12 protein-coding genes are annotated in these 12,387 nt (G+C 36.7%); 9 read left to right on the top strand and 3 right to left on the bottom strand.

The features are described 5' to 3' along the window. The first annotated feature begins 7 nt into the window (after positions 1-7). The 5 genes from ACEWB7_RS03370 to ACEWB7_RS03390 all read left to right on the top strand — a co-directional run bounded on the left by ACEWB7_RS03370 (position 8) and on the right by ACEWB7_RS03390 (position 4,471). On the top strand, positions 8-439 hold the full coding sequence (locus ACEWB7_RS03370; protein ID WP_005005806.1) for a hypothetical protein: 432 nt from the start codon (positions 8-10) through the stop codon (positions 437-439). A gap of 272 nt (positions 440-711) precedes the next feature. Beyond that, positions 712-1,284 (top strand): hypothetical protein, encoded by a 573-nt coding sequence (locus tag ACEWB7_RS03375; RefSeq protein ID WP_005028673.1) that lies wholly within the window; start codon positions 712-714, stop codon positions 1,282-1,284. Next, positions 1,238-2,026 (top strand): hypothetical protein, encoded by a 789-nt coding sequence (locus tag ACEWB7_RS03380; protein ID WP_005028672.1) that lies wholly within the window; start codon positions 1,238-1,240, stop codon positions 2,024-2,026. The genes ACEWB7_RS03375 and ACEWB7_RS03380 overlap by 47 nt, the downstream gene beginning before the upstream one ends. A gap of 8 nt (positions 2,027-2,034) precedes the next feature. Then, positions 2,035-2,517 (top strand): hypothetical protein, encoded by a 483-nt coding sequence (locus ACEWB7_RS03385; RefSeq protein WP_005028671.1) that lies wholly within the window; start codon positions 2,035-2,037, stop codon positions 2,515-2,517. Positions 2,518-2,614: 97 nt separating this feature from the next. Next, entirely contained in the window at positions 2,615-4,471 is a 1,857-nt protein-coding gene (locus ACEWB7_RS03390) for a hypothetical protein (protein ID WP_005028670.1), read from the top strand. Between the two features lie 48 nt (positions 4,472-4,519). On the opposite strand, the gene ACEWB7_RS03395 is transcribed toward ACEWB7_RS03390, so the two are convergent. Together ACEWB7_RS03395 and ACEWB7_RS03400 are read right to left on the bottom strand one after the other, a co-directional pair. Continuing rightward, on the bottom strand, positions 4,520-4,921 hold the full coding sequence (locus ACEWB7_RS03395; RefSeq protein ID WP_005028669.1) for a hypothetical protein: 402 nt from the start codon (positions 4,919-4,921) through the stop codon (positions 4,520-4,522). A gap of 49 nt (positions 4,922-4,970) precedes the next feature. After that, a complete protein-coding gene (locus ACEWB7_RS03400) occupies positions 4,971-5,384 on the bottom strand; it encodes a hypothetical protein (RefSeq protein WP_005028668.1) in 414 nt (137 codons plus the stop codon). Between the two features lie 266 nt (positions 5,385-5,650). On the opposite strand from ACEWB7_RS03400, the gene ACEWB7_RS03405 reads away from it, so the two are divergent. Continuing rightward, the gene (locus tag ACEWB7_RS03405) at positions 5,651-8,656 is read left to right on the top strand and encodes a DotA/TraY family protein (protein WP_005028667.1); all 3,006 of its coding nucleotides are present in this window, start codon (positions 5,651-5,653) and stop codon (positions 8,654-8,656) included. Positions 8,657-8,717: 61 nt separating this feature from the next. On the opposite strand, the gene ACEWB7_RS03410 is transcribed toward ACEWB7_RS03405, so the two are convergent. Next, positions 8,718-9,212, bottom strand: a complete 495-nt coding sequence (locus tag ACEWB7_RS03410) for a hypothetical protein (protein ID WP_042893415.1) — start codon at positions 9,210-9,212, stop codon at positions 8,718-8,720. A gap of 243 nt (positions 9,213-9,455) precedes the next feature. Here ACEWB7_RS03410 and ACEWB7_RS03415 point away from each other — a divergent pair, with 243 nt between their 5' ends. The 3 genes from ACEWB7_RS03415 to ACEWB7_RS03425 are packed head-to-tail and all read left to right on the top strand — an operon-like array spanning position 9,456 to position 12,341. Continuing rightward, a complete protein-coding gene (locus tag ACEWB7_RS03415) occupies positions 9,456-11,468 on the top strand; it encodes a peptidoglycan DD-metalloendopeptidase family protein (RefSeq protein ID WP_099143561.1) in 2,013 nt (670 codons plus the stop codon). Positions 11,469-11,490: 22 nt separating this feature from the next. Further along, on the top strand, positions 11,491-11,901 hold the full coding sequence (locus tag ACEWB7_RS03420) for a hypothetical protein (protein ID WP_005005820.1): 411 nt from the start codon (positions 11,491-11,493) through the stop codon (positions 11,899-11,901). Positions 11,902-11,915: 14 nt separating this feature from the next. Then, positions 11,916-12,341 carry a hypothetical protein gene (locus tag ACEWB7_RS03425; RefSeq protein ID WP_005028662.1) on the top strand — a complete coding sequence of 142 codons (426 nt, stop codon included), beginning with the start codon at positions 11,916-11,918 and terminating at the stop codon, positions 12,339-12,341. Positions 12,342-12,387: the final 46 nt, after the last annotated feature.

Below are 12,387 nucleotides of genomic sequence, written 5' to 3' on the forward strand. Positions count from 1 at the left end.
TAACTAAATGCAATACGAAAATATTCATGAAGCAAAAACGCCACTTAAAAGCATGATTACTCGTAGTCATGCCTATATTCGCCTGTTGGTAGAAAAAAGTATGGCTGATGGTATTAAGTTTAAATATCACAACGGTAGACGTTTAACTCAAATTGATGATCCTGAGCGTGTTGTTTCTCAAATCTTCCCTTATTTTTTCCGTTTAGTTTTCTTGGAAATATCAACTTATTACGGTCAAACATTTGATGGTCTTAAGTTTCATTCTAAGAAACGTGCAACAGGAACATTGCAATTAGAGGTCAGTATTCTTGAAGACAAAATACCGAACCAATTAGAGTTTTTCACCTTTATTAGTTACGTTTTTAACTATGGGTTTTTAAAAAATCAATTCCATGAAGACTTAACCCTTTTAACCAAAGCAACAAAGTTTGCCAGTTAAAAGTTAGATCCATTTTAAATCTTAGATTTAGGTATATACTAAAAATAATTTTTAAATATTTAAACTTTCAATGTGGCTTTATAATCAAATAAAGCCATATTGATTTAGAAACAAGTTAGATATTTCTGAATTAAAAGTGTGGCGAAAGTATCAGTTTTATAAGTCAAACAGTCTGCAGTCTTTTAAGTAACTGTTGTAACGAAATAGTCATAACTGAGTCGCTGTACATTTGATGTGTATGCCCTTTTATTAATCCCATTGGAGATGATCGAATGCAAAAACCATTGCATGAAAATCTTGAAAACTTTCTGCCTTACTTGAAAAGTGAACTCGCTGCCAAAGGTATTTTAAGTGCGTCACTCAAAACCATCTTTTTGAACTACATTGATCAGATCACAAAAGAGAATAGATTCGTCAGCCATACCAATACGACCGATCGACAAATTGTATATATAGAACGTGGCGATGATGCATTGATGTTGCGCTTTAAATATTTTGTTGAAAATAATGAGTACTTAGAAGTTGAGTTAATCATCACGGATACTCATGTAAAGTTGGTTTATGCTGAATCACCAGAATTACACTTGCTTTATGATGATGAAACACCAATTTGCTTAGATGCTGGCCAGTTAATCAAGTGTACCAATGACTATGGAACATCACTTGCTACTTTAATTAGCGCCCTATTCCAATGTTTACTCAGTGATGATCCACAAAAAAATATCCAAGACGTACTTAATCAAACTAATCTTTTTGACAAAGTTTCAGATGAAAATGCCGAATTAAACAAGGGTTCACATGATTTCGATAACCGACAAAATCAAGCAAATATCTGGGTTTTCTGATTCAGATTCAGAAGTTGTTAAGGATAGTGTTTTATCCTTATCTACTGCTTTGTGGATCATGAATATACTCATGTCTACAAATTTTGTTATTGGTTTAACCAAGAGAGATCAGAAGCTTTTTGATAATGCCAAAGAAACACTGATTACTGAAATGAAGCGGTTAAATTACAATCTTAGCGATTATAAAGTACTCCCTGTTTCAAAAAAGAATGAACCGCTTTTGCTTCAAATTAAACTTGAACAAAAATCAGATCGGATCATAGATTTAGTCAATGCCAATTTAAAGGATTTATCCAAAGACGAGTCCATGGTTATTGAAGTTCTTTATGCAAATTTAATGAATAGTAATAGTGGTGTTTGCATCACTATAAGCGATATTCATGATAAAACAGCGCTTCAAGTCAGTGAGATTCTTACTGACATTTCAAAAGAATTAAAGGTATCTACTTTATCCGATGTTCTTGATATTTATGCACGACCAATTGAACATAATAATGCCAAGGTGAGCTTTACCCTGGTGAACCCATGGGCATTATCAACCGATAGAAAAAAGACTCTTTGCATTGCTGCACCCATATTCAATGAATACAACAGTCCATTTAAATTAATTGCACTTCTTCAAAATATCATTTATCTAATTAATCAGAAGTGTACTAAAGAGACGGACCTTCTATTCGATTCCATTAACCTACCAAAATTTCAAAATAGACTTTTTGGCCAAAGCTTTTTTTATATTAATTAGGACTAACCATGAAAAACCAAACACGCCCATTTACTGTAGTGTTGTTGGCTCCTATTGCAGAACAACCTATTCATGCTTTAGTTGCGCCATCAGGTGATTCAATTCTGTTATCACAAGATACGAAAGTCTCTACTCTCGCAAATTGTCCAGATATGATCGAATCTGAGTTCGGTACATATGATGAATTTCTTATCGAACATCGCGATCAATTTATGCTGTTTAACCAAGTCGCATCTGATTTAGATCCTGATCTAATTTTTCCTAAAGTGCATTCAGACCTACTTGAAGATAGCTTATGTATTATTCGTTCTATTTTCGCTTTTGAACGTTTCAAATTAGAAGAAGAACAAAAGAATGCTACTCGTAAAGAGCCTAAAGAAATTAATCAAGAATATTTAATGAAACGTGCGATAGACCAGGCAATGACTTTAGAGCAAGATGTTTCTGACCTTTCATCAAATGTAGAGCGCTTACAAAGCCCCATGTCTTAAACTCCATTAAATATATTTAAAATTAACTTTAAACCCTCTCTTAAAACTTATATGCTTATTAGTAATAGTTTAAGGGTGTGGTTTAAAGTATTTTTAGATGGATACAAATTTAGTTTTTTTCGATGACTTTAACGCTACTTCTAACACCTCTTCTGGTGAAAATCACCGTTCTTTAAATAACGTACTATTCTTCTTTCTCAACTATCATAAAGGTACGTTTTTAGCTGATACGATATTTTTTGATACCCACTATCAAACAATTGACAACCGTAATATTGTCGGGGTTTTGCCTGTTCTTTTTAGTATCTGCCAGATTGACCGTTCAGAAGGTCACACCGGGCAAATAGTCGATATTCAACAGGATCTAAATAACGTAGATGAAGATGATTATGAACCTGTAATTGATATAGATGATACGCAAACATTTAACTTGTTCTACCACTTCCTTAAACCATCCAATGATGCACCTGTAAAACCACACCTTAATAAACTAAAAGTATTACCAGACAACTTAATCGATTCGATTAAACACCATGAGCTTTTAAATTACATTCTTGCTCTCATTGAGAATAAGATCTGGACCGATTCTGATGTATTTAAGTATGAGTACAAAAATAGGTTTTTGTTTTGCGTTTTTATCTATTTGTCCAAGACCGTAGATCTAAGTTTTAATAGCTCTCACGCTTCTTTCACGAGCTGGCTTGAACTGCGTAACCTATCTTGGTTTGGTGCTAATGAAGTTGATACCAGTAACTTTGCAACATTAGAGCTTTATATACATGCCCTATCCTACACGCTTAAACTGGCAAACCATATTGTAAAAGCAATCATCAATAATAATGTGACGCCGTTTAAAGTTGCACCGCAAGAAGAATTGTTTTACTTTTTTGCTGAACGTACAGACGCACGTTCTCCTAATGAAGAGACTACACCGCCGTATACGCCAGCGGAAGATGATGAAACTTTTTCCACTGAACTTTCTAGTGCTCCAGTACCAGCACCGTCAAATAAGGAAACACCAAAAGTAACCGATGCTTATTTATTGGTTGGTGCGGATCTTGAGGATTCTGAGTCCACAACATCAGAAAAGAATGTGATTACTCAAGACTTCAACTACCAAGCACGTTTAAATGAATTATATGAGCTGTCAAAATTCATCAAAGATGAAATTATAGATGCTCCAATCATTTCTATTAATCAAGCGTGGAATATAGTGCAAGATAAATGGAAGTTTTATCTCGATACTTTTTCAAGTAGCTACTTCAATATGAATGATTTTGAGAAGACGGCTATTCTTAAACAATTGAAATCACTCAAAGCCAGTATTTTTATGAACTGGTTTGATATTAAGTCGGGTGCTGGCCAGCAAGTATTTATTGATCTAGTGTCATACGACACGTTTAAGATTGAGTTTCTTTCTTCTGAAGCTAAGATGATCCAAACTTACATGAAGAACCGTATTAAAAATCAGATGTATTTTGAAACTACGGCGCCACAACCAAAGTTTTTGAGAAATCTAAACAACTTATTTAATGAACGTGTCGATACGCAAAAAATTAAAGACATAGAAAACACTGAACTTTTGTTGAAGGTGAATGGCATTCTTGACGGTGTTACCAAAGATCTCATTGACAATATCAATCTGCATTTATCAAATGACATTTATCTTGTGAACTACTTTTCTAATGTAGATAAGGAACTGGAACCGCCCAAATATCACTTATTAGATATTTTGCTTCGTACTTCAGTGCTTAACCTTATCTATGTTTGTCCTACAGCATCACTCAATGCAACCAAGGATCTTCTAAATGCAATCACTGATCCTGAAATTGAGGTTTCAGCTTTTGACACATTCGACCGCAAACAATATCAAAATCAAATTGTAAAAGAACTCGCATGTTCATTCCGTCAGCGCATAGATCCATCTGAACTTTTGAAGCTAGATATTACGTAGATATAAAAAATGCCCATCATTCGGGCATTTTCTTTTTAATGGTTAGGCTTACCAAGGTCTAGGCTCTGGTGGGCGTGATGTGTATTCATTATCCATATTGTTTTCAGATTCATTGTCTTGGTCCAATTCTGGATCTGTTTGTTTGTAGCGGTTTTGGTAATCTTGCTGCTCAATTAAATCTTCTAGAGCCATTTCTTTAAAGTGACCAACAAGTAATGAACGTGTTTCTTCTTGGTATTCTGGTTCTTGCGCTAATTGACGTCCAATTTCATTCGGTAGTTTATTGTCGTAGATATATTTTAGGTTGGTTCGTTGTGTTTGTAGTGTAGGTTGTGGGTTAAACTCGTCAGTAAGGGAAACTACTTTAGCTTCACTAAAACTAGTGCCACAATTAAAAACGGCTCTGGTCGCGTCTTGAAGTATATCTTCTTCGTTCTGTATGTTTTCCATTTGGCTTAAACCCTTTATTAAAGTCAGAATCTTAAAATTAAGAGATGTATTAAGATACCCAATTATACTTCAATAAATTTTCAATTTGTACCTTTAACGCTTCTTGCTCTAATCTGTCTAAACCTATTGTTGCGATGTTCTCTAAAAACTTGTCTTTATACTCGTTGTAACTTTCTATATCGTCTTTTTTAATGGTTTTGTCTAGATTTAACGTAAGCATGAGGTTTAATACTTTTAATATTTTTAGGTTCTTCCGTTTTTTGAGAACTTCAATAGGATCTAATTCAAAAGTATTTATTTTATCTAGTTTTTCTTTATAAGTTATTGCCATTAAAGGATTTATGCTTTGGTTGAGTATGTAGGATAACTCTAAAACAGTTATATCTTTCCCCATATCTTTAGATACAGATTTCTTAATTTCCGACAGTAAAATTAAGTGAGATGTAAACTTTGCTTTATCCATAATAGTCTCTTGTATTTAAACTAAATCATTAAAACAATTAGCAAGTCATGTTTAAACTTTCTGTATATACCAATAACAGTTTTGTGGTACATTATTGCTAATTTAAAAACCATTGTTGTTTGTAATAAAATGGTTTTAATGATTCTTTGGTTAAAAGGTATTAAGCCTTTTAGTTAAACGTCTAACTTGTAATTTATAACACTTTGCTTTTAGTCGTCTTAAGTAAGCGATGTATAAGAAGCATTAAGAAAAACGGTGAGTTAGCTATGAGTTTATTTTGTCAATCGACAAATCCGAATTGTGATGGCGACCAAGCCGTTACTCTTCTCTCATCTATCTTTGGACACGACTTCATCAATGCGTTTATCAATGCGTCTGGACCAGCCTCGACAGTACCATCATCAGGTTTACTCACTAATATATTATTAGGCGGTGTAGCTAGTGTGGCAATGTCGTTGGTTTTGGTTTTTGCGATCGGTATTGGTTTAACAGCACTTTTGAAAAGCGCCCAGGACGGTGAAGCTTTCGGGAAAGATTCAAAAGTCACTACGATGTTTTCCCGAATATTATATTCGATTATTTTACTTTTACCTACGGCGTCCGGCTACTGTTTCATTCAAGTAGTCGTGCTAGGTATGGTGCTATGGTCAAATAATGTATCCAATACAATTAATAATAGAACGTTAGGCGAATCCTTAATGGCTTCGGCTAGTTTGTCAGATACGCACGATCATCAGCGTGACATCTTTGGATTTAGGAAAAATGCGCCTGTTATGCTTCGCCAGTTGCATTGTATTAACGTTCTAAACCAAGAGTTTTATACTCTACCGCCAGCATTCGGGCGCTATTTTAGTGATGGTGCTTATGGGGCGAATGCTAATCCTGGTGTTAGCATGACTGCAGTAGAGAAAAAGCAAAACTACATTGATAAAACCGCTAAAACTGCAAGTAACTGGACATCTGTTACTTATAACTTCGCTTACGCTGACAGCCGTTTAGAAGTTGGGGGCAAAAAAGAGCCGATCTGTGGCGGTGCTTCAATGAACGTTGTTAATCCAGCTGCGGTTAATGCTGAGTTAATGGACATTCCTGTTTATAAACTTCGCCAATCAGATCAAAACAAGATCAACGTTGCTTTGGCAAATGTTCAAGCTAAGTTACAACAAGAAAAGAACAATCTATATCGTCAATTCTTTATCGATTTAGAAAAGTGGTATATCGCATATCAAGTAAGCCCTAATGCCACTGAACAGGAAGGAACATTCCCGATTAGTAAAGCTGCTATGGATGCTTTCAATGCGCTAGTTGATAATTATGTGAATAAGAGTCATACCGTAACGAATAATGTTCTGACTTCTGAAAATGGCTATACTGCGGTTCAAACTGTTGTTAATACGCTAAATCAGCGCGGTTGGATGATGACGCCTGAAGCTCGTATTAAAGTAGGTCAATATCGCGCTATTGTTGAGAAGTATATTACTGAACCTTTGTGGACGTTCAGCCCTCCTACACTGAATTCAGCAATCATGAGCAACTCAAAAGGTGAAGCAATTTATAACACCGTTTATGTTGCAATGGATAATGCTGTTGGTAGCATTACATCCAACAATAATTGGGTGGCAAACGGCGATATTGCCGACTCTACCAACTTAATATCAATGTCTACCGATGGTGGTGACTCAAACAAAGTATCCAACATCGATCAAAAGTTTTCGGCATATGGTTCTGCTTGGGCAACAAACATTACTAAATCATTGGTAATGGGTGTATTGGTCGGTGAAAAAGGCGATGCGGAATTATTAAATAATAATTCGTCAAGCTCAAATATCAGCCCTACTACATTGCACCGCAATACGAATGTTATCCGTAATATTCAAGATACTGGTGAAGCAATCTTAGTCTATAAAGCTGTGGCTCAAGGTACTGTTGTCGGCATGAAATTAGTCGTGCTTACTGCTCGTTCTGGTTCTGCTCTTGTTCAATGGGTACCAGGGCTTAAGGGCGTAACTGAAGAAGGCACCAACGCTTTAGAATATGCCGTTGAAAATATCTTTGCTCCTATCCTTGGTCAGCTAGTAACGTATTTGACGATTCTTGGTGTGTGGATGGCGGTTGTTATTCCATATATGCCAATGATCTTCTTTGGTCTAGCTTGTGTAGGTTGGATCATCCATATCCTATACGCTGTGTGTGGTTTGCCTTTATGGGCGCTAATGCACATGATCCCTGAGCGTACTTTTGTCGGTAGCCAAACACAAGGTTATGTCACGGTATTAACGTTGTTCATGCGACCAATATTTATCATTGTTGGTTTCTGGATGGCTGAAATTATTATCGGGCCAGCTCTTGTTACGCTTACTGATATGTTCTTTAGCTACCAAGGTGCAATGAGCATCGCTTATTCATCTAATACGTTTACAGTTATCTTTACTGAGCTGATTACGTTTATCTGGAAGTTCTTCTTATATCTATTCTTGATGACTTCAGCGATCTACCTGATTTACGGGTTGGTATTTAGTGTTGCTGACCAAGTACAACAATGGATTGGTTCTGGATTGAATGGCGGTCAGTGGGGTGAAACAAACTCAAAAGAAGCTATTCAAAAGTTTGGTGGCGCTGCAAGTACGTTGTCTGGTCCATCTCCAGCATCTCGCCGTCCTTTACCGCCTGGTAGACGTCCTGATGGTGGTAAGGGTGGTCCAAATAATCCGAAAGGTGGTGGTGGTGGCAATGGTGGTACAGGTGGTAATACATTAGGCGGTACTGGTAGTACGACTGCATATAGCCCTGTAAACATGCCAGCTAGATCCGCTTCTTTTGGCGCTGCAACTGGTGGTACAGGTGGTATTACTCCAAGTGGTGTCACTGGTGGTACGGGTGGTAGAACTGGTCTTGGTGCTAAACCAACATCACCTACCCCAAGCCAAGGTCAATCTACATTCGGTATGGGTGCTACAAGTGTAAGTGGTACAAATAATACGCCTACTACTGGTGGTGGTCTATATGGTGCAAATGCTTACGGAAAAACAGCTTCTACGTTTAATCGTGGTGTAGCTAAAGCATCAGCATCTAAGACTGGTTCTACTTTCGGTAGTGTGAATGTTGCAAGTGGTACTGGCTATACGTATGGTACTGGTTCGACTCCTAATGCACGTTTTGGTGCTAGTTCTAGTGCAACCAAGAAATCTAATATTTCTGGCCGTAGCACTATGACTAATCGTGTGCGTTCAGGTTTAAGTTCAACTCTGTCTAAGTTTAAAGGTAAACCTTAAAATCTAGACAATAAAAAATGGTGCTTTATAAGCACCATTTTTTTTATCAAAATATTCATAATTAAAAGTTGATTTTCTGAATGTTGTTTTTGTTTGTAGAGTTAAAAATAAATCTACGAACGCCGATATTAACAAGTTGCTGTTGATCTTTCTCTAGCTGACCAACTGCATGACTGTAAGCACGGTTCAAATTGTTATATGAACGGTTTTGCACAAGTAAGTCAAAGTTGTTGATACGCTCTTCTTCTAACTCAATTTGCTTGTTATTAAGCTCGATGTCTTTTGCTTTCATTTGGGCGCAAACATTGTTGTACTTGTTCGCCAGCTCATTGTGCTTGCTTGTAACGTCATCAATGTGTGCGTTCGCTTCAGCAACCAATTCGTTGTACTGATTTGTAATACCTTTGATTCTGTTTTCTAGCATTTCAATGTGAGCTAACAAGGCATTTTCATTCTTCATGTGTACTTTGTTTTGGATTAAAAAGTCTAATCCCATTGAAGCACGGTCAATCGCTTGGTCGAAAGTAGCGCTTAAAACGTGTGCGTGATTTAACATATTTAGATACCTCACTACTTTTATTAAATTAAAATATTAAAACCATGTAACCTTATTCTTAAACCTATCAATAAGATTAACGCTATATGTATATACTATCTTAAAACAAAACCTAAAAACTTTTTTTAAAGTATAAAATAAGTATTTAATCGTATATACTTAATCCGTCCACTTAGCTATTAGGGACATTTAATAAGAAGTTAATTTATTTTAAGAACTTCCTTTAAGCCTGGCGATTCACTTATGAAATTTAAACCCTCATTTCAATTAAAGCCCTTGAGCTGTGGCATTAAAGTCGCAATTTTAGTGACTTGTTCGGCTTTTATTTATACCGCTAACGCCGATCCTATTTCTGAAAACGTAACCGCTACAAATGCTAATACGGCAAAAGTTCCTAACAACGCTCAAAAAATGATTTTCCATAAATATTCGATCATGCCGAATGATGGGCGCCGTAGTGCTGGTCGTTTTGGTGAATTTCGTTTGCGAGGGGGCGCTGCTGGTAGTCATAACGGTATTGATATTAGTCGTGCGAATCCTAATGACCTTACACTTAAAGCAATTGGTTCAGGTTCTATTATCTCTTATGACACACGTTCATCTGGTGCAAGCAACCAATCAACCACTAACCCACTAATTATGCAGATGGATACTGGCGATCGAATCATGTATCGCCATACTGATCCATCGTATCAAAAAAAATATAACGCTTACCCTGGTCAACGTATTCAAGCTGGTCAAAACATCGCACACATGTCAAATAAAGGCTGTGGTTCATGTGCCGTGCATTTGCACATTGAATATGGTGTAAAGGCAAAACGTGGGCTAGATGTTTGGCTGAATAAAAACTTAGATCAAGTTTTTAAAAATCCATCCATTGCACTTCAGCAACGCGTTAAAGGATCTGCGCCATATGTGGGTAGTTCTGAATATAAGTTAACAGATCCTACGCCATATTTACCTCAAGACGTTGTGATTAGTGTCTCGCCACAAGGACAAGCATTAGAAAACAAATACACACCGTACTTGGGTAACACCATTAGGACTCAATGGAATGCCTTATATTCATCATCAACAGGAATCACCCTCCCCGTTTCTTCATCGGTAGATGGCATTGCAGTAAAACAAGGCAAAAAGCTTCCAGCACTTGCATTTAGTGGCGATGTTTCGATGGATGCTTATGGATCTGCACAAGTGCAAGTCGCTCAAATGATTGCTGACGGTACTATCTCACCTGAAGCAGCTGCAAGCGGTACCATTTATGCAAATGATGTTGCTCAATATGCACCGCCTAGAACTATTTTTGGTGGTACGGCTGATGATGTGGGTTTTGATATTGGTGCACTTAATTCTACGCCAGCAGAATTAATTGAAAACATTGGTACTGGACGTTATGGCAACTCTAAATGGTTTAATGAATTAGCAACTATGTCGATGATGGGGCTTTTGATTGAAAAGCTAAACATTATCAATGCACAAAACTATTTGACTAAAGAGATCCATAAACAAAATGAACGCTTAGAGGCTCTTTTGGCAGCTTATACAGCGTCAGAAACTCAACGCTATTCTGGCCGTGTAGATGAACTTTATACGAAAGCTGAACAACCAACTGTTATTCCTGAAGTAGCAGTAGTTGAAATGAAACAGCTTTTTGAGGAAGGTGGAAACGGGCAAGTTTATTCAGATGCACAAATCTTAAAAGGTGGACAAGGTACTCCAGATCGTAAATGTGGTTGGGGTATACCAGGTGCTTTTGGTGCGGTTAAAGATGGTATTAAACGTGTTTCTTTAAAACATGGTTATAACCCTAATGACGTTGCAGCTATTCTTGGTTTTGAATCTGCCGGTTTTAATCTTAAAATTGACAACAACGCTGGTGCATATGGTTTAAGTCAATGGACTAAAATTGGTATAACAGATATTAATGCTTCAGATTTAACAGCGAGAGGAATACCAGCTTCAATTAAATCAAACCCTAAGCAAATCACTACACTGAGTGCTCAACAACAAGTCGAATTATTAGATTTATATCTTGCAGTAAAAGCACGACAACGTAAAAGCGACTATAATAATAAAACAATAGCTGGGTTTTATGCTCTAGTTTTAGGTGGACCATATAAAAGCCCTAGTCGTGAATATAATGCGAACAGAAACCTCGATAGAAACCCTCGAGATGGTGTTGTGACTTTAGCTGAAGCCGTTACATTTGAAGGTATTGTTATGCGTTTATGCCCTTACTATTCTGAATACCCTTAATAGAGCAATTAAAGGAAATATTATGAAAAACAGATTTTTGTCTTTATTGGGTTTTAGCCTTTTAGCATGTGCATCTTTTAATGCTAGTGCTAATACTAGCTCAGACTCTATTCGTGCTGAACTTGAAAAACTGCGCTTAGTAAACGTTAAATGTGCTGCGGTTTCTAACGATCCATTTGATGCAAAACACCTAAATTGCTATACAAATGTTTATAACCGCGCAAGTCAGCTTGGTAGCCTTGCTTCTAAATATATTAATAATGAAGAAGCTCCGCGTGTTCTAGCTGATCACAATCGAAACTTTACTCAGTTACTTGCTAACTGCGATCAGTTATACGCTGGCCAGACTGCAAAGTACAAAACACTAAGCATGCAATGTAAAGCGACCAATAAATTAGGTTGGGCAATGTTTATTCCGGCATTAATGAAGTAATAAAGGATCAGGTTATGAAAAAGTTTTTAAGTTTAGCTTTGTTATGTGCTGCTACCATTATTACGTCATCTGCCAACGCTGGTTATAAGACCAAAGCTGAAGCTATTCAAGCTTATAACAAGGTACAAGCTGAGTATCAAAAATGCGTGTTTAATTATAATGAAGCGCGTGATTCTGAGTACGGTTCACCAGAACTTAAGTGCAATACACCATACAACCAATCATTAACACGTTTCATCAAAGACGTTCGTGCGGAAAGTCAAAAGAATGCTGCAGCTTGGCAAGCAATCAATACACAACATATTAAATTTAGCCAAAACTGTGATAGTCAAACTATGGTGAGCTCATACAATCCATCGTTTTTTATTCGTCAATCTTTTATGTGTGAATCCTCTGCTTTTACATCTTTAGCACAAGTGGCAATCGACCTTTCTTATTAATTTCAAAACATAAAAAGGGCATCTATAAGATGCCCTTTTTTGTCGT

This window comes from Acinetobacter sp. NIOH-H-8, assembly GCF_046635365.1.
GTDB lineage: Bacteria > Pseudomonadota > Gammaproteobacteria > Pseudomonadales > Moraxellaceae > Acinetobacter.

Coding starts and splice junctions, on each gene's coding strand:
- ACEWB7_RS03390 (WP_005028670.1), top strand. CDS start 2,615: ATGGATACAAATTTAGTTTTTTTCGATGACTTTAACGCTACTTCTAAC.
- ACEWB7_RS03420 (WP_005005820.1), top strand. CDS start 11,491: ATGAAAAACAGATTTTTGTCTTTATTGGGTTTTAGCCTTTTAGCATGT.
- ACEWB7_RS03395 (WP_005028669.1), bottom strand. CDS start 4,921: ATGGAAAACATACAGAACGAAGAAGATATACTTCAAGACGCGACCAGA.
- ACEWB7_RS03425 (WP_005028662.1), top strand. CDS start 11,916: ATGAAAAAGTTTTTAAGTTTAGCTTTGTTATGTGCTGCTACCATTATT.
- ACEWB7_RS03380 (WP_005028672.1), top strand. CDS start 1,238: ATGATTTCGATAACCGACAAAATCAAGCAAATATCTGGGTTTTCTGAT.
- ACEWB7_RS03410 (WP_042893415.1), bottom strand. CDS start 9,212: ATGTTAAATCACGCACACGTTTTAAGCGCTACTTTCGACCAAGCGATT.
- ACEWB7_RS03415 (WP_099143561.1), top strand. CDS start 9,456: ATGAAATTTAAACCCTCATTTCAATTAAAGCCCTTGAGCTGTGGCATT.
- ACEWB7_RS03375 (WP_005028673.1), top strand. CDS start 712: ATGCAAAAACCATTGCATGAAAATCTTGAAAACTTTCTGCCTTACTTG.
- ACEWB7_RS03385 (WP_005028671.1), top strand. CDS start 2,035: ATGAAAAACCAAACACGCCCATTTACTGTAGTGTTGTTGGCTCCTATT.
- ACEWB7_RS03405 (WP_005028667.1), top strand. CDS start 5,651: ATGAGTTTATTTTGTCAATCGACAAATCCGAATTGTGATGGCGACCAA.
- ACEWB7_RS03370 (WP_005005806.1), top strand. CDS start 8: ATGCAATACGAAAATATTCATGAAGCAAAAACGCCACTTAAAAGCATG.
- ACEWB7_RS03400 (WP_005028668.1), bottom strand. CDS start 5,384: ATGGATAAAGCAAAGTTTACATCTCACTTAATTTTACTGTCGGAAATT.